Genomic DNA, 15347 nt, shown 5'->3' with positions numbered 1-15347 from the left:
CCTCGGGCGGGGCCGGTTGCGCGTCCGCTGGGAGTTTGGATGAACAAGACCAACATCGAGCGGTCACTGGCCATCCTGGAGGCAGACTTGGCCCAGGGTCGCGCGGGCGCGCGTCGCGGCGGAAGTCGGCAGCAGGAGGGGGTACGTCCTGCGACCATGCCCGGGGATTTCCCATCGGGGATCCACCCGGACGACTGGGAGCCTGACGACGAGGTGGAGCGCGGTCCGGTCATCGGGGATCCGAAGCCGGGGCCGCGCCCTTGGTAGTTGGAAAATCCGCTGTCCGTCAGTCCTTGCAGTCGTCCACGATGTAGCCGATGACACCGCCAATCGCCCCGCCGGCTGCAGCTCCCAGTCCCCCGCCGAAGGCACCACCGATGACGGCACCCGCCGCCCCCAGCACGGCTTGGTAGTTCCGCTTGCTGGCGGCCATCACCAACACCGTTCCGTCCCCGGCGTCCACGGGTTCGTAGGAGCCGACCACCCCTGAGGCCAATGCCAGGGCAACGGGGCTGGCGCCGGAGACGATCAATCCGTCGTGCATCCGGCGCACCTCGCGGTACTGGGCGTCTGCGGAACCACGGGCGGCCGTGCCGACCTCGAGCATCTTCACCAGGACGTCGCGTTCGCCGTCCGAGAGCCAGCCGCGTTCGACCAGCAGGTCGTAGACGAGGTGCGCCGCGACCCGTCGATCGCCCTTGGCCTCGCGCATCAGGCGCCGGGCTTCCCCGAGTGCGGCGTGTTGCATCTCGGCAACACCTATTCCGTTCATCTGCAGTTGTTCGGCCATGACGGTCGCCTCCCCGATCAGGTGGTCCGCGGAGCCCCGTTGACCCCACGTGGCCCGGCGGCGGCGAGGCGCACTGACAGGTCTTCGTCGACCGCCTGGTTCCATGGTCGAAGTGCGCTGCGGGCAGGTCAAGACCACCCATGGTTACGCTTTTCCCCCACGCCGCAGCCTCCGGGCCGCCGGGGGGATCCGGGATGCTCGCAGGGGAGGCATTCACGGTGTCGACGTGACGCTCACGCCGACAACGAAGCACAAAACCCGGCGTACAGGCCAGGGGGTTGTGGGGACGGGATGGCCTATACGCCGGGTTTTGTGCCGGCAGCGGTTACCCGACTGCCGGTGACGATCATCCATCTAGGGGCACCGTTGCCGATGCCCTCGAGCGGCCTACCCGACTACTGGGGCGAACAGCCCTCATGACGCAGCCTGTCTGGCCTTGCTCCGGGTGGGGTTTACCGAGCCACCCCCGTCACCGGGGGCGCTGGTGGTCTCTTACACCACCGTTTCACCCTGACCCGCACGAGGCGGGCGGTCTGTTTTCTGTGGCACTGGCCTGCGGGTTACCCCGAGTGGGCGTTACCCACCACCCTGTTCTGCGGAGCCCGGACGTTCCTCGGGCCGCTTGCGCGACACGCGATCGTCCAGCCATCCCGTCCGCGGACCAGTCTACCGGTGCGGCGAGCCGGCTCCGACCGTTGCCCGCTGGCTGGCCGCGTCCCCCGACCCCACTGCGGCCGTCGCCGAGTCGGTTCCGGAGGCATGGGCTGCCCCGCCGAGCCGCTCCACCAGGGGCATGCATATTGCACCGATCCTGCCGATGGTCTCGTGGACCGGCTGCATCGATGCCAGCACGGCAATGCCTGCGGTCAGGAAACCCAGCATCACCACGGCCAACCACACATTGTCCTTCGCCATGACCAGCACGTAGGGAGCCGCAAGCAGGACCACGAAGCCGTGCAGGAGGTAGATGGACAGGCTCCGTTGGCCGAACCGGTTCAGCAGGGTGGGCTTCCGGGGCATCAGGACCAGCAGGCCGGCGGTCAGCACCGCCCGGTGCGCCACCCCGGAAAGATCGGAAACCTCGAGGACGTCGAACCCCTTGCTCCCGAAGAACCAGTTGTGGTCCGGCGACCAGGTGAGCAGGCCCGCGAACACGGCCAGGGCCGCACCGGCCACCACGGCCCGGCCCCGCAACCCGAGGCCGGCAACCCGGGCCAGGACCTTCCGGCCATGGGTGAAGCCGGCGACGAAGAACGGGAGGAACACCAGGGTGCGGGACAGGCTGAAGGGATAGCCGACGGCGTCGACCATCCCGGCGCCAAGCGAGACGGCCACAGAGAGGGCCAGGCTCGCCCGCGGGAACCTGACGATCACCGGGGTCAGCAGGGTCCAGAAGGTCATCGACAGCAGGAACCACAGCAGCCAGGCCGGCGTCACCCACGGGAACGATTCATCGGACCCCAGCAGGTGCTTGGCCAGGAAATAGGCGACCTGGAAGACGGCCAGCAGGGTGAGGAACTGCGCGCAGCGTCTGCCGATGCCGCTCGGTTTCGAGGTGATGCCGGCCAGGAAGACGAAGGCCGGCATGTGGAAGGCGTAGATGCCCGTGATCAGCGCGTGGGTGGCGACTGCCGCCGAGGGGTCGGTCCGGGCCAGCAAGTGGCCCAGGACCACCAATATGATCAGGAATCCCTTGGCGGCGTCGAGTACTGGATCTCGGCGGGTTCGCAGGTGGATCACCGTTTCTCGTCGTATCGCGGGTCGGTGCGAAGGACGGATCCCGGACGCCGTTCCGGGCCGCGGTGGCGGCAGGCGATGGTCCCCCCATCACGTCCAGCCGCCCACTGTACCGGCGCTCGGTACGCAGCCCCAATCCCGTTAGGATCGTTGGGTGCTGATCCTGCTTCCCCCCTCCGAAGGCAAACAACCCGCAACCTCTGGCCAGATGTACGACGCCGATGCGCTCGCCTTTCCGGAGCTGGCTCCGGCCCGCGCCGAGGTGCTCGCCGCGCTCGCCGAGGTCTCCGCGTCCCCGCAGGCCCACGACGTCCTCGGGGTCGGGGCCTCGCTGGCTTCGGAGGTCACCCGCAACATCACCCTCCACCATGAACCGGCGGCCCCGGCCCACTCCGTCTACACCGGGGTGCTCTACGAGGCGCTGGGGTACCCCACGTTGACCCCGGCCCAACGGCGGAAGGCGGATTCCGCCGTCGTCGTCATCTCCGCACTGTGGGGGGCCGTCGGGTTCGGGGACCGCATCCCTGCCTACCGGCTGGGCATGTCGGTGAACCTGCCGGGCGTCGGCAAGCTCGCCAGCTGGTGGAAGGCCCGATTGAACCCGGTCCTGGGCGAGCGGGCGGCCGAGGGTTTGGTGGTGGATTGCCGCTCGAGCACCTACGCCGCGGCCTTCACTCCCCCGCCGGAGACCACGGTCGCCGTGTCGGTGTTCCAGCTGCGCGGGGGCCAGCGCAAGGTCGTTTCGCATTTCGCCAAGCACACCCGCGGCGAGCTCGCCCGGCACCTGCTCCAGCGCCGCACCGCCCCGAAGACGCCCGCCGCCCTGCTGCAGGCGGCCCGGGAGAAGTGGGAGGCCGAGCTCATCCCGGCCACCGGGCGCAAGGCACACCAGCTGAACATCATCCTGCCCGAGGACCACAGCTTCGCGGCGACCGGAAACTAGCGGCAGCCAGCGTACCCGTCAGTTTCACCACCTCGCAGCAAAGTACGGCTAACGGCCCGTGTCGGCCACAAGTTCCACCTCGAAGCCGTCGGCGTCCTCCAGGTAGGCCGCATAGTGGTCGGGTCCGCCGGCATGGGGATGCCGGTCGGCGAAGAGCAACGTGAAACCGTGTGCGAGTGCTTCCCGGGCCAGGGCCTCGACGTCGTCCTCTGTCCCGGCGTGGAAGGCCAGGTGGTTCAGGCCCGGGCGGGTGCGCTCATGTGGGGCATCCGCCACGTCCGGGCCGGCCTCGAGGACCAGGTACTCGCCCGCGCCCTGCCAGCTCGAGCCACCCGGCCAGGCATCGGCCCGCACGTAGCCCAGCTGCCCGAACAGCCAGCCCAGACCGGCTTCGGCCCGGCCCAGGTCGGCCACCCACAGCTCCACGTGGTGGAGCCTGCCCCGCGGGCCCGGCGCGACCGGCGGGACCGGTGCTACGCCCATTCCGGTGAGCGCACCAGGATGGCCCCGGAGTCGGGGCAGTAGACGACATCGTCCTCGGCGGCGGCGCGGATCTCGGCCAGGTCGCCCGGGGCCAGCTGCATCCCCGACCCCTCCGAGGTGCCGTGGTAGAGCCGGGCGGCGCCGATGCCGTGCTGGGCGAGCCGCTTTTCGTACAGCGCCAGCAGCGGCGCGCTGATCCGTCCCGCCAGCTCGGTGCGCTGGGCCACGAGGTCGTTGCGTTCGCCGGCGAATTCCTCGCCACGCTCGTCGCGGGCCCGTTCCAGCTGCGCCAGCTGGGCCGCGGTGCCATCGGCCGCCGCCGAGGCGCCCTCGAGACGGGGCGAGACCTCCTCGGCGGCCTCCATCAACTCCAGCTCGGTGGTCTCGAGTTCGCCGCGCTTCTGCGTGAGCGAGTCGATCTCGTGCTGCAGGGCCATCATGTCGCGGGCGGTTCCGCGGCCGGCGTCGATCTGGGCGCGGTCCTTGTCGATGCGGGCCTGCACCTTTTCGACCTGGTGCTCGGAGTCGGTGAGCGCCTGCTGGGCCGCGCCGTACTCCTCGGCGACCTCACGGCGGGTGGCCTCGGCCTCGGTGGCGGCAGCCGTGGCCGCGGCGATCTCCGGGTCGGAGGCCAGCGCCTTCACCGCCCGGTCGATCTTCACGATCTTCGAATCCAGCCCCTGCAGGTCCAGCAGCAGCAGTTGCTCGGCGGGTGTTGCCTTGGCCATCGGTGGTTCTCCTCGTGGTCGGTGGTCCCCAGCCTACTGCCGCCCCTGCCGCGACGGGCCCCGGGCGGGGTCGGGATCAGCGGTCTGGCTCGGTGCCCGGGTTCAGTGGCCGGGGGTCAGGATGAAATCCCAGGGGTCGGAATTGATGGAGCTGACGCCGATTTCCACGGCAAAGCCCTGGTCGACGAGGACGTTGTAGAGTCCCTCCGCCGCCACGGGCAGCCACAGCCACTCGCCGGCGAAATGCGAGATGTCCACCAGGTAGGGCCGGTCCTCGATGGCCGCCTCGCGGGCCTCGGAGGCCGGATGGTGGCGCAGGTCGGCGGTGACGAAGACGTCGGCCCGGGCCTCGCGCACGGCGTCGAACAGGCTGTCGCCGGCACCGCCGCACACGGCCACGGTGCGCACGATGCCGTCGCGGTCCCCGGCAACGCGCACGCCGCCGGCCACGGCGGGCAGTGCGCCGAAGACGCGGGAGGCGAAGTCGCCCAGGGCCAGGGCGTCCGGCAGCGTCCCCACCCGGCCGATCCCCTCCTCGGGCAGGCCCTCCGCTGCCGGGACCAGCGGGCTGACGTTCTGCAGGCCCAGGATGTCGGCGAGCACGTCGGAGACTCCCCCGACGGCGGAATCGCCGTTGGTGTGCACGGTGACCAGGGCGCAGTGGTTTTCGATCAGGTCGTGGATGGCCCCGCCCTTGAACTGGTCGGCGGCCACGGACTTCACCCCGCGCAGCAGCAGGGGGTGGTGGGTGATCAGCAGGTCGGCGCCGCGCTCGATCGCATCGCGGACCACCTCGCGCGTCGGGTCCACGGCGAAGACCACACGGCGGATGACCTGTTCCAGACGACCGGCCACCAACCCGACGGCGTCCCACTCCTCGGCCAAGGACGCGGGCCAGAGTTCCTCGATGGCCACCAGCACGTCGCCCAACGTGGGGGCGCTGGCGTCGTCGCGTGGAGCCGGGGCGACGGCTGCTGCTGCGTCGTGTGCGCCGATTCCCTCGGCGACTTCCGGTTCGGTCGCAGCGGGTTGGGCAGCGGCTTCCGAGTCCGGGTCCCCGGTCCGGCCCTCGGTCCCGTCCCCGGCCTGGCCTGCCGCGTGCTCCGCTGCCTGTTCCCTGCCTGGATCCGGGCTGGAGGGGCCGGCCGCGGTGGCGGCGCCCTGCGGTGCCTCGGCTTCGGTTTCCGTGGGGTCGGTAACCGGCGCGTCCGCCTCGGTGTCGGACGTGGAGACGGCGGCGTCGTCCCGGTGCTCCTGCGGCGTGGTGTCGTCTTCGTTGCGCATGCTCCCACCGTAGACCGAAGCCGGTCACAAAGGGGTCAAATCCACGCACCGGAATCCGCCGGATGCCGAGGGTGCGCGCCGCGGCCGCTCCCCGGGGGAATGGGGCGACCAGCCTCCCCCGGGAATGAATGGGCGACGCGGTGCATTGACCATGGGTGTGAGCAACGCACCAGCAAACCCAGTGTCAGCGACGGAACCCGGCACGTCCGGTTCCGCCGGATTCCCCGACCAGGACATCCACACCTTCATCCTCGGTGCCGGGTGCTTCTGGTGCATGGACGCGGTCTACCGCAAGACGAGGGGCGTCTCGTCCGTCGTCTCCGGCTACATCGGCGGGCATACACCGGAGCCGAACTACCGCGACGTGTGCAGCGGAACCACCGGCCATGCCGAAGCGGTGGCGGTGACCTTTGATGCCGCCGTCGTCCCGGCAGAGGTCATCCTTGACATGTTCTTCACCGGGCACGACCCGACCACGCTGAACCGCCAGGGATACGACGTCGGCACCCAGTACCGCTCGTCCATGTTCTACACCGACGAGCAGCAGAAGCAGCTCTTCGAGGCGGCCCTGGTGCGCAACCAGGAGAACTGGGACGACCCGATCGTCACCGAGATCGTCCCGGCCACCGAATTTCACGATGCCGAATCCATCCACCAGGACTTCTACGCCAGCAACCCCTACGAGGGGTACTGCCAGGTGATCATCAACCCCAAGCTGGCCAAGGCACGGAAATATTACTCCCGGTGGCTCACCGACTGAGCCCGGATTCCGGGCCTCGATAGGCTGGATGACGAAATACAACGGCACTTCTTCCGAAAGCAGGCAGAGTATGGCACCGATCTACAACGACGTGACCGAACTGGTGGGTCGCACCCCGCTGGTGCGGCTGAACCGCATGGCCGAGGGCCTGCCCGCGCAGGTGGCCGTGAAGCTCGAGTTCTACAATCCGGCCAACAGCGTCAAGGACCGCATCGGCGTGGCGATCGTCGACGCCGCGGAGAACGCCGGGGCGCTGCGTCCGGGCGGGACGATCGTGGAGGGCACGTCCGGCAACACCGGCATCGCCCTGGCCATGGTCGGCGCCGCCCGCGGCTACCGCGTCATCCTGACCATGCCCGAGACCATGTCGACCGAGCGCCGCGTCATGCTGCGCGCGTTCGGCGCCGAGATCGTGCTGACCCCCGGCTCGGAGGGCATGCGCGGGGCGGTGGAGAAGGCCAAGGACATCGTCGCCAACACCGACAACGCCATCTGGGCCCAGCAGTTCGCCAACGAGGCCAACCCCGAGATCCACCGCACCACCACGGGCCAGGAGATCTGGGACGACTCGGACGGGGCGGTGGATATCCTCGTCTCCGGCATTGGCACCGGCGGCACCATCACCGGCGCCGGCGCGCTGCTGCGCGAGAAGAAGCCCGGCGTGCAGATCGTGGCCGTCGAGCCGAAGGACTCCGCCATCCTCAACGGCGGCAACCCCGGTCCGCACAAGATCCAGGGCCTGGGCGCCAACTTCATCCCTGAGGTGCTGGACACCAAGATCTACGACGAGGTGCTCGACGCCTCGATCGAGGATTCGGTGGCCGCGGCCCGCGACCTGGGCACCAAGGAGGGCATCCTCGGCGGGATCTCCTCCGGCGCCGCCGTCTGGGGCGCCCTGCAGGTGGCCGCCCGCCCGGAGAACGCCGGCAAGCTCGTCGTCGCCGTGGTCCCGGACTTCGGCGAACGCTACATCTCCACGCTGCTGTACGACGACATCCGCGGCTAGACGACCTCCGCGGCAAGCGGCCCCGCCCCCGGGCGAACCAGAAGCAAAGGCAACGTGTGACTTTCCTATCCCGCCTCCAAGAGGACCTCGAGGGTGCCCGCGCCCATGATCCGGCCGCGCGCGGCAACACCGAGAACGCCCTGGCGTACTCGGGGCTGCACGCCATCTGGATCCACCGGCTGACGCACCGGCTCTGGCAGAACCCGGCCTACCGGCTGCCGGCCCGGCTGCTGTCCCAGGCCGCGCGCTTCATCACCGGCATCGAGATCCACCCCGGGGCCACGGTCGGCCGGCGCTTCTTCATCGACCACGGCATGGGGGTGGTCATCGGCGAGACCGCCGAGATCGGCGACGACGTGATGATCTACCACGGCGTCACCCTCGGCGGCCGGTCGCTGGCCAAAGTCAAGCGCCACCCCACCATCGGCGACCGCGTGGTAATCGGGGCCGGGGCCAAGGTCCTGGGCCCGATCACCATCGGACCCGACTCCGCCATCGGGGCCAACGCGGTGGTCGTCAAGGACGCCCCGGCGGACTCGATCATCACGGGCATCCCGGCGACCAACCGGCCGCGCAAGCCCGAGGAGCACAAACCGGCGGTCGACCCGGCGGAGTACATCGACCCGGCCATGTGGATCTAGCCCCCCGCGTTGGATTTCCGGCAGGCCCGGGAGGAGCAGCATGAGCTGGTCCTCCCGGGTTTTTCCCTGCTGCACGACGGCGGCTCCCGGACCGGCGGGGACACTCACCCCGGGTGCCGGTGTCAGCGGGGCGCTTCCCCGCCGTCAGCGGTGCGCTGGCGCCGGCGGTAGGCCCGGGCCTTCATGACTCCCCCACACTCCTGCATGGAGCACCAGCGGCCCGACCGGTTCCGGGAGGTGTCGTAGAAGACCCATTGGCAGTCAGGGTTCCCGCAGGCCTTCAGCCGCGACCACTCGCCGACATTTTGCGCTTCGGCAAACCGGGCTAGGAGCCCGGCCACGGCGGCGTCGACCGGGCCGGCAGCGGCAACCGGCGCCAGGTGCACGCGCCCCTGCTCGACCACCAGGCGCAGCGGCAGGGCATCGGCGATGCCCGCAAGGGGCCGGGCGTCGCCGTCGACGAGCAAGGTCCGCAGCGCGTCGCGAAGGTGCACGTAGGCCGCCGGCGCCTCCGCCTCGAGCGTGTCGACGCCATGGAAGCGGTCGTCGGTGTTCAGCAGGGCACGGAGCGGTTCCACCCCCGGCGGAGCGACGCCCGGAGCCTGGCCGAGGACGATCCACCGGTCGATCGGACCGATGGGGCCGCCACTTTTCACTGGGGAACTCTTGACCTCGGGCATGCCATCCATCATAGTCGTCACCATCATAAACATTTAGCCAGTGACGCATGGGGGCGCGGAGGCCGGCCTTCCCGCGAAAGAGGAACCCCTATGGCATCGAACGAACCGACGGCGCCGGAACCGCGTGCCCGCTGCGACACCACCGACATGCTCCACATCCACCAGATGTTCCGCAGCACCTTCGGCAGGTTCCCGGAACTGGTCGCCGGCGTCGCCGACCACGACACCGGCCGGGCGACCGTCGTGGCAGCCCACATCTCCGAAATCGGTGCCATGCTGCACCACCACCACGAGGTCGAGGACGAGCTGCTATGGGACACGCTGGAACAGCGCGCACCAGCCTGCGCCCTGCACATCGCGGTCATGAGGTCCCAGCACGCCGGCATGGGACAGCTGCTCGATGACCTCGACGCAATGCTGCCGGGCTGGGCACACGAGGCACGCCAGGACCAGCGCGAGGAACTCGTCGAGCTGCTCGGGCAGATCCGGACCGCGCTGCTGCTGCATCTGGGGCAGGAGGAACAACGCATCCTGCCCACTGCCTCGTCCACGATGTCGGCCCGCGAGTGGGCCCAACTTGGCCGCCGCGGACGGTCGGCGGTGCCACGGGACCGGACGTTCATCCAGCTCGGCTGGATCGTCGACAGCTTGTCGCAAGCCGACCGGGAGGTCTGGCTGCGCCACAACCTCCCGGCACCGATCCGGCTGGTCTGGCGGTTCCACGGCTCACGCCGGTTCACGGCCCACCGCGACCTCGTGCTCCACGGACCTGAGGAACGGATCGAACGCGGAGGCGGCGTGTCGCTGGCCTGACTGCCTGGCCGTCACGCGCCGTGGCGTGGCGTCCCGGCACCGCTGCGGAGGCAGGGCCGGGACACCTTTGGATCAGGCGGGTCGTTCGGCCGGGCTCACGGTCTTGGCCGGATCCCGCTCGACCGCGTCACCGAGCGCCTCGTCGATCCTGGTCATCAGCTCGTCCGGGATCTTCACCCCGGAGGCCTTGACGTTCTCGGCGACCTGTTCGGGCCGGGAGGCCCCGACCAGCGCGGTGGCGACGTTCGGGTTCTGCAGCACCCAGGCGATCGCCAGCTGGGACATCTTCAGGCCCAGCTCGTCGGCGATGGGCTGCAGCTGCTGCACCCGCTCGAGCACGGTGTCGTCCAGGAAGCGCTCGATCGTCTTCTGGCCGCCCTTCTCGTCGGTGGCACGGCTGCCTGCCGGGGCGGGCTGGCCGGGCTTGTACTTGCCCGAGAGCACGCCCTGGGCCATCGGCGACCAGACGACCTGGGACATGCCCAGCTCCTTCGACGCGGGCACAACCTGGTCCTCGATGACCCGCCAGAGGGCGGAATACTGCGGCTGGTTGGACACCAGCGAGAACCCGGCCTGCTTCGCCAGTCGCTGGCCCTCGCGCAACTGGTCGGCCGACCATTCGGAGACCCCGATGTACAGGGCCTTGCCGGCGCGCACGACGTCGGCGAACGCCTGGATGGTCTCCTCCAGCGGTGTCTGGTGGTCGTAGCGGTGCGCCTGGTAGAGGTCCACGTAGTCCATGCCCAGGCGGCGCAGGGATCCGTTGATGCCCTCCATGATGTGCTTGCGGGAGAGCCCGGTGTCGTTGGGCCCCTTCGGCCCGACCGGCCAGTAGACCTTGGTGAAGACCTCCAGCGATTCGCGCCGCTGCGACTTCAGGGCCGCGCCGAGGACCTCCTCGGCGGCGCCGTTGGCGTAGGCGTCGGCGGTGTCGAAGGTGGTGATGCCCGCATCCAGGGCGGCCTGGACGCATTGGGTGGCGACGTCGTTCTCCACCTGGGAGCCATGGGTCAGCCAGTTGCCGTAGGTGATTTCGGTGATCTTGAGCCCTGAGGCCCCGAGGAATCTGTAATCCATGCCACTACCCTATGCCCATAGTTACCCCAGGCAACAGGGAAAGGGCACGACGGTGAAAACTGCTGCAATCTGGATGTCCAAGGTGACGCCGCGGTTCTGGAGCCTTGATTCGAATTCCCCTGCAAGCCCAGGATGGCAACACGGCTGAATCCCGGGACTGTCATGCGACGCTGAGGTCCCGTTCCCGGATCCAGACGTTCATGTTGGCCAGTTCAGCAGGGGTCTCGCGCCGTATCAGGTTCTTCATCGCCGCGCCGACCGGGTGGAGCTTCTCCGCTGGAAAGACCGGCTGGGGCGACGGACCCGATTCCCTGGCCCACCGGGGAGCCTTGGCACCGGACTTCGCTGCGGCCCAGCGGGTGATGGCGGCCAATGTGGTCCGGTATTCCTGGTCCTTGATCCGCGGGGCACGGGTCATCATCACGGGCAGCCCCTGCGAGGCAGCTTCGTGCGCGTACTCCCCCAGCAGGCGCAGGGCGAAGTCATAGTCCCCGCAGGAGAGTACTGATTCGAAATCTTGCCCGAAGTCGCGCCCGACCTGGCGCGGGAAAGTCGCAAAAAGGTCCATGCCGAGGCTGTTGAGCACGGCAAGCGTCAGGCCGAGGGACGCGCCTGCGTGGCCGGCTTCCAGGTCGACGAGGAACTTCCGGGAGACACCGGCGTCCTGAGCCAGGGCCAATTGCGTCCAGCCGCGCATTCTTCGCGCGGCGCGGATGCGTGCGCCGACCACTTCAGGGCCCGGCTTGCATGCGTGTAGGCCACCATTGAGTCACTCATCGGTGACATGGTGCAGCGCAAGAAAAGGACGACGCCGGAACCCGGGTTCCGGCGTCGTCCTCAGTTGTGGTGGGCGGTGTAAGCCGTCCGGTACGTCGCGGCTAGTGCGTCGAGACCGCTGAGATCTCCGTCTTGTCACCGCTCCACTGGGTGTGGAAGGTGCCCTCGGCGTCGACGCGGTTGTAGGTGTGGGCCCCGAAGAGGTCGCGCAGGCCCTGGGTCAGCGCGGCGGGCAGGCGCTTGCGGCGCAGGCCGTCGTAGTACGCCAGCGAGGAGGAGAACACCGGGACCGGGATGCCCAGCTGCACTGCGGTGGCCACGACGCGACGCCAGGCCGGCACGGCGCCGGCGATCGCCTGCGCGAAGGTCGGGTCGAAGAGCAGGTTGGCCGGCTTGTCGGAGGCGGCGTAGGCCTTGGTGATGTCCTTGAGCAGCTCGGCGCGGATGATGCAGCCGCCACGCCACAGCGAGGCGATCTCGTCGAGCTTCAGGTCCCAGTCGTACTCCTCGGCCGCAGCGGTGAGCATGTCCAGGCCCTGCGCGTAGGAGACGAGCTTGGAGGCGAAGAGCGCCTGGCGGACGTCCTCGACGAAGTCGTCGCCGAGCTCGACCTGCTGCTCGTGGCCGGCCAGCACGTCCTGGGCGACGGCGCGCTGGTCGCGCTGCGAGGACAGGCCGCGGGAGAAGACCGATTCGGCGATGGCCGAGGTCGGCGAGCCCAGGTCCAGGGCGGACTGCACGGTCCAGCGGCCGGTGCCCTTCTGTCCGGCGGAGTCGACGATCACGTCGACCAGCGGCTTGCCGGTCTTGGCGTCGGTGTGGCCGAGGACCTCGGCGGTGATCTCGATGAGGAAGGAGGCCAGTTCGCCCTCGTTCCACGTCGAGAAGATCTTGGCCTGGTCGGCGGGTTCGATCCCGGCGCCGGAGCGCAGCAGGTCGTAGGCCTCGCCGATGACCTGCATGTCGGCGTACTCGATGCCGTTGTGGACCATCTTCACGAAGTGGCCGGCGCCGTCGGTGCCGATCCAGGCGCAGCACGGGTCGCCGTCGACATGGGCGGAGATCTTCTCCAGCATCGGGCCGAGCGCGTCGTAGGACTCCCTGGAGCCGCCGGGCATGATGGACGGGCCGAGCAGTGCGCCCTCCTCGCCACCGGAGACGCCGATGCCCACGAAGTGCAGGTCCTTATCGGCCAGTGCGGCCTCGCGCCGGCGGGTGTCCTGGAAGTTCGAGTTGCCGCCGTCGATGACGATGTCGCCGGCCTCGAGCAGCGGGACGAGCTGGTCGATGACGGAGTCCACGGGGCCGCCGGCCTTGACCATGATGAGCACGCGGCGCGGGGTCTCCAGGGACTCGACGAGCTCGGCCAGGGTTTCGGTGCGGATGAATTCGCCGTCGGACCCGTGGGCCTCCAGGAGCGCGTCGGTCTTTTCGATCGAGCGGTTGTGCAGGGCGACCGTGTAGCCGTTGCGGGCGAAGTTGCGGGCCAGGTTCGCACCCATGACCGCCAGGCCGGTAACGCCGATTTGTGCCTTCATCAGGACTCCATCTGTTGGGAACAGGATGAGCTGGTGCCCGGGCACGCAACGGTGCCGGACACGGCTCCGTGATTGCTCCCCACTCTAGTTCGATCCGCGCCGACAGGGCCAGAACGTGACGGCACGGTCCGAAGTTGCCGCTCCGGCTGGCGACAGGGCGCCGGCCAGATACGTATCCACGCGGACGCCCCCTCGATTGCCCACAATCTCTCCGTTTTGTTACTGATTCTACAAGTCGTGAACATTGTGCACGGCGAAACAAGGCCCGGGTGCCCTCGACGGCCGGACATGCGACGCTTGTCCCATGGATCTAGAGGTGTCGCCGACGTTGACGATTCCGGCCTCCGAGTTCAGCTGGCGGTTTTCGCGCTCCTCGGGACCGGGCGGACAGCACGTCAACACCTCGGACAGCCGGGTGGAGCTCGTGTGGAGCCCTGCCGACTCGATGGCACTGGATGAGGACCAGCGCCAGATGCTGGTCACCCGCCTCCAGCGTCGGCTCGTCTCCGGAGTCCTCACCGTGACGGCCTCCGAGCAGCGATCCCAGCTGCGCAACCGCGAAATCGCCTTGGAGAAGCTCGCGGAGCTGGTCCGTACGGGCCTGGCCCCGGAGGGGCCCCGGCGTCGCCGGACGAAACCCACCAAGGGTTCCCAGCGTCGGCGCCTGGCCGCGAAACGGCAGCGTTCCGACGTCAAGCGCCACCGGCGCAGACCACCGGCGGAATAGGCGCGGTGTCGCCTGAACATGCCCGGTAATGCTGCGGTAATGCGCCAGGGAGTTCACTGGACGGAACCAGCACCGTCGACGACGGCCGCAGGGCGCTAAGGACTTCGGATGGAAACGCCACGCCAGCATCGCCCCCACGATGGGATTTTCGTGCTGGACGCACGCGGGCAGCGCTCCCACAGCGTCGACGTGGCAGGGGGGCAATTGATCGTCGGGCGGGCTCCGGACAGCGATCTCGTCCTCAACAGCCCTGATGTCAGCCGCCACCATGCAGCCCTGACCAGAACCGATGTCGGTGTCTTCGTCCGCGACCTCGGGTCGACCGCCGGCACGCGTGTCAACGGGATCCCCATCACCGCTCCCCGGCTGCTCCGCGGCGGTGACGTCGTTGCCTGTGCCTCGGCCAGCTTCGAGTTCGAGCACCTGGGCGGCGGCCGCCTGGAGACTCCGCGGACCATCACCGATCAACACGAACCGGTGACCAGTACGCGATTCGACGTGTCCACGCAGCACGCCGGAACCATCAGCAACGTGGCGGGCAACCAGCACAACGCCTTCCCCACCCAGATACTGCACGAGCGCGAAAGCCTCCTGCGCGACATCGCCGGCACGCGGTCCAAGGCCCGCTGGATCATCATGGTCGGCTTTGCCCTGTTTGTCGTCGGATTCGCCGCCTTCGCGGCCGGCATCCTGCAGTTCTTCACCTCCCTTGGCGACTCCTTCGGCACCGGAGGCCAACCTGAGGTGCTCACCCCCTTTGGTACCGACCTCTTCGGCATCCCGTCGGGACTCGTGGGCTGGTCGGCCGCAGCCCTCGGCGCCATCCTGATGGTGGTCGGTATGGTCCTGCACATCGTTGCTTCGGCGCGTCGGAAGAACGTCGACCGCGACCTTCCGCTGCCCTGGCCCGAACCCCCTGCGAGGAGGACGACATGAACTTCAACATCGGCCAGCAAACGGGTGGGGTCATCAACAACGTCTCGGGCACCCAACGAATCACCGGCGGGCAGCACGGCGAGGTCATCTCCGTGGACGCGGCACGCCATGCCCTGCGCGAGCTGCGGGAGGCGATCGATCTAATGCCGCTCAAGGGGGACCAGATGGTGGCCGTAGCTGAACCCCTGCAGGAGATTGACGCCGAGCTGGCCGCGGAGTCCCCCGACCGCTCGATCGTCCGCCGGTCGCTCGATCACCTGACCGCGATGTTGCTCTCCGCGGGTGCCCTGGCCACGGCCGGGCAGGCACTGGTGGAGCCCCTCCGGACCCTCGCGACCTGGGTGGGGAGCTGGGGCCCATCCGTGGCCGCGTTCATCGGTGGCTGATCCGGCACGCAGGCCATTGATGGCGACGCCGGGGGTGGCCT

General features: G+C 69.1%; 18 protein-coding genes and 1 other RNA gene. 9 read left to right on the top strand and 10 right to left on the bottom strand.

The genetic code is table 11. From position 1 onward, the window contains the following. The first annotated feature begins 39 nt into the window (after positions 1-39). On the top strand, positions 40-267 hold the full coding sequence (locus AB8M85_RS17145) for a hypothetical protein (protein WP_372700054.1): 228 nt from the start codon (positions 40-42) through the stop codon (positions 265-267). A gap of 19 nt (positions 268-286) precedes the next feature. On the opposite strand, the gene AB8M85_RS17140 is transcribed toward AB8M85_RS17145, so the two are convergent. From AB8M85_RS17140 to AB8M85_RS17130, 3 genes are all read right to left on the bottom strand, one after another. After that, entirely contained in the window at positions 287-790 is a 504-nt protein-coding gene (locus AB8M85_RS17140; RefSeq protein ID WP_372700053.1) for a hypothetical protein, read from the bottom strand. Between the two features lie 283 nt (positions 791-1073). Beyond that, positions 1074-1443: RNase P RNA component class A (gene rnpB / locus AB8M85_RS17135), an RNA gene on the bottom strand. A gap of 13 nt (positions 1444-1456) precedes the next feature. Next, entirely contained in the window at positions 1457-2530 is a 1074-nt protein-coding gene (locus tag AB8M85_RS17130; RefSeq protein ID WP_372700052.1) for an acyltransferase family protein, read from the bottom strand. A 151-nt stretch (positions 2531-2681) separates the two neighbouring features. Between AB8M85_RS17130 and AB8M85_RS17125 the strand changes: the two genes are divergently transcribed. After that, positions 2682-3470: a YaaA family protein gene (locus tag AB8M85_RS17125; RefSeq protein WP_372700051.1), complete on the top strand. Its 789-nt coding sequence runs from the start codon at positions 2682-2684 to the stop codon at positions 3468-3470. A gap of 48 nt (positions 3471-3518) precedes the next feature. On the opposite strand, the gene AB8M85_RS17120 is transcribed toward AB8M85_RS17125, so the two are convergent. From AB8M85_RS17120 to AB8M85_RS17110, 3 genes are all read right to left on the bottom strand, one after another. Next, complete coding sequence (locus tag AB8M85_RS17120) at positions 3519-3953, bottom strand: VOC family protein (protein WP_372700050.1); 435 nt, start codon at positions 3951-3953, stop codon at positions 3519-3521. Then, positions 3944-4681, bottom strand: coding sequence for a zinc ribbon domain-containing protein (locus AB8M85_RS17115; RefSeq protein WP_372700049.1), 738 nt, complete (start codon positions 4679-4681; stop codon positions 3944-3946). Before AB8M85_RS17115 ends, AB8M85_RS17120 begins: the two co-directional genes overlap by 10 nt. Before the next feature lie 102 nt (positions 4682-4783). Next, entirely contained in the window at positions 4784-5677 is an 894-nt protein-coding gene (locus AB8M85_RS17110) for a Nif3-like dinuclear metal center hexameric protein (protein ID WP_372700087.1), read from the bottom strand. A gap of 523 nt (positions 5678-6200) precedes the next feature. On the opposite strand from AB8M85_RS17110, the gene msrA reads away from it, so the two are divergent. The 3 genes from msrA (at position 6201) to epsC (ending at position 8372) form a co-directional block, all read left to right on the top strand. After that, complete coding sequence (gene msrA / locus AB8M85_RS17105) at positions 6201-6725, top strand: peptide-methionine (S)-S-oxide reductase MsrA (RefSeq protein WP_372700086.1); 525 nt, start codon at positions 6201-6203, stop codon at positions 6723-6725. A 70-nt stretch (positions 6726-6795) separates the two neighbouring features. Continuing rightward, positions 6796-7731, top strand: coding sequence for a cysteine synthase A (cysK, locus tag AB8M85_RS17100; protein ID WP_372700048.1), 936 nt, complete (start codon positions 6796-6798; stop codon positions 7729-7731). Positions 7732-7787: 56 nt separating this feature from the next. Then, the gene (epsC, locus tag AB8M85_RS17095) at positions 7788-8372 is read left to right on the top strand and encodes a serine O-acetyltransferase EpsC (protein WP_372700047.1); all 585 of its coding nucleotides are present in this window, start codon (positions 7788-7790) and stop codon (positions 8370-8372) included. Between the two features lie 122 nt (positions 8373-8494). Here the strand turns inward: epsC and AB8M85_RS17090 are convergent, their stop codons facing one another. After that, positions 8495-9052 carry a CGNR zinc finger domain-containing protein gene (locus AB8M85_RS17090; protein ID WP_372700046.1) on the bottom strand — a complete coding sequence of 186 codons (558 nt, stop codon included), beginning with the start codon at positions 9050-9052 and terminating at the stop codon, positions 8495-8497. Between the two features lie 90 nt (positions 9053-9142). On the opposite strand from AB8M85_RS17090, the gene AB8M85_RS17085 reads away from it, so the two are divergent. After that, positions 9143-9865 (top strand): hemerythrin domain-containing protein, encoded by a 723-nt coding sequence (locus tag AB8M85_RS17085; protein ID WP_372700045.1) that lies wholly within the window; start codon positions 9143-9145, stop codon positions 9863-9865. A gap of 72 nt (positions 9866-9937) precedes the next feature. Here AB8M85_RS17085 and AB8M85_RS17080 read toward each other — a convergent pair whose 3' ends face one another. From AB8M85_RS17080 to gndA, 3 genes are all read right to left on the bottom strand, one after another. Continuing rightward, on the bottom strand, positions 9938-10942 hold the full coding sequence (locus AB8M85_RS17080; RefSeq protein ID WP_372700044.1) for an aldo/keto reductase family protein: 1005 nt from the start codon (positions 10940-10942) through the stop codon (positions 9938-9940). A gap of 160 nt (positions 10943-11102) precedes the next feature. Next, positions 11103-11672: a helix-turn-helix domain-containing protein gene (locus AB8M85_RS17075; protein WP_372700043.1), complete on the bottom strand. Its 570-nt coding sequence runs from the start codon at positions 11670-11672 to the stop codon at positions 11103-11105. A 148-nt stretch (positions 11673-11820) separates the two neighbouring features. After that, positions 11821-13257: an NADP-dependent phosphogluconate dehydrogenase gene (gene gndA / locus AB8M85_RS17070; RefSeq protein WP_372700042.1), complete on the bottom strand. Its 1437-nt coding sequence runs from the start codon at positions 13255-13257 to the stop codon at positions 11821-11823. 304 nt (positions 13258-13561) lie between these two features. On the opposite strand from gndA, the gene arfB reads away from it, so the two are divergent. The 3 genes from arfB to AB8M85_RS17055 all read left to right on the top strand — a co-directional run bounded on the left by arfB (position 13562) and on the right by AB8M85_RS17055 (position 15306). Further along, entirely contained in the window at positions 13562-13984 is a 423-nt protein-coding gene (gene arfB, locus AB8M85_RS17065; RefSeq protein ID WP_372700041.1) for an alternative ribosome rescue aminoacyl-tRNA hydrolase ArfB, read from the top strand. 108 nt (positions 13985-14092) lie between these two features. Continuing rightward, positions 14093-14920 carry an FHA domain-containing protein gene (locus AB8M85_RS17060; RefSeq protein WP_372700040.1) on the top strand — a complete coding sequence of 276 codons (828 nt, stop codon included), beginning with the start codon at positions 14093-14095 and terminating at the stop codon, positions 14918-14920. Further along, entirely contained in the window at positions 14917-15306 is a 390-nt protein-coding gene (locus AB8M85_RS17055) for a hypothetical protein (RefSeq protein WP_372700039.1), read from the top strand. Before AB8M85_RS17060 ends, AB8M85_RS17055 begins: the two co-directional genes overlap by 4 nt. Positions 15307-15347 lie beyond the last annotated feature (41 nt).

It is taken from the genome of Arthrobacter sp. JSM 101049 (assembly GCF_041679245.1).
Taxonomy (GTDB): Bacteria; Actinomycetota; Actinomycetes; order Actinomycetales; family Micrococcaceae; genus Arthrobacter_H.
The sequence above is the reverse complement of the archived record's forward strand: the minus strand, read 5'-3'. Positions and strand labels throughout refer to the sequence as shown.

Bases quoted from the DNA above. Each gene is read 5' to 3' on its own strand.
- AB8M85_RS17145 (WP_372700054.1), top strand. From the start codon at position 40: ATGAACAAGACCAACATCGAGCGGTCACTGGCCATCCTGGAGGCAGAC.
- AB8M85_RS17140 (WP_372700053.1), bottom strand. From the start codon at position 790: ATGGCCGAACAACTGCAGATGAACGGAATAGGTGTTGCCGAGATGCAA.
- AB8M85_RS17120 (WP_372700050.1), bottom strand. From the start codon at position 3,953: ATGGGCGTAGCACCGGTCCCGCCGGTCGCGCCGGGCCCGCGGGGCAGG.
- AB8M85_RS17115 (WP_372700049.1), bottom strand. From the start codon at position 4,681: ATGGCCAAGGCAACACCCGCCGAGCAACTGCTGCTGCTGGACCTGCAG.
- cysK (WP_372700048.1), top strand. From the start codon at position 6,796: ATGGCACCGATCTACAACGACGTGACCGAACTGGTGGGTCGCACCCCG.
- AB8M85_RS17090 (WP_372700046.1), bottom strand. From the start codon at position 9,052: ATGCCCGAGGTCAAGAGTTCCCCAGTGAAAAGTGGCGGCCCCATCGGT.
- AB8M85_RS17085 (WP_372700045.1), top strand. From the start codon at position 9,143: ATGGCATCGAACGAACCGACGGCGCCGGAACCGCGTGCCCGCTGCGAC.
- AB8M85_RS17080 (WP_372700044.1), bottom strand. From the start codon at position 10,942: ATGGATTACAGATTCCTCGGGGCCTCAGGGCTCAAGATCACCGAAATC.
- gndA (WP_372700042.1), bottom strand. From the start codon at position 13,257: ATGAAGGCACAAATCGGCGTTACCGGCCTGGCGGTCATGGGTGCGAAC.
- arfB (WP_372700041.1), top strand. From the start codon at position 13,562: ATGGATCTAGAGGTGTCGCCGACGTTGACGATTCCGGCCTCCGAGTTC.
- AB8M85_RS17060 (WP_372700040.1), top strand. From the start codon at position 14,093: ATGGAAACGCCACGCCAGCATCGCCCCCACGATGGGATTTTCGTGCTG.
- AB8M85_RS17055 (WP_372700039.1), top strand. From the start codon at position 14,917: ATGAACTTCAACATCGGCCAGCAAACGGGTGGGGTCATCAACAACGTC.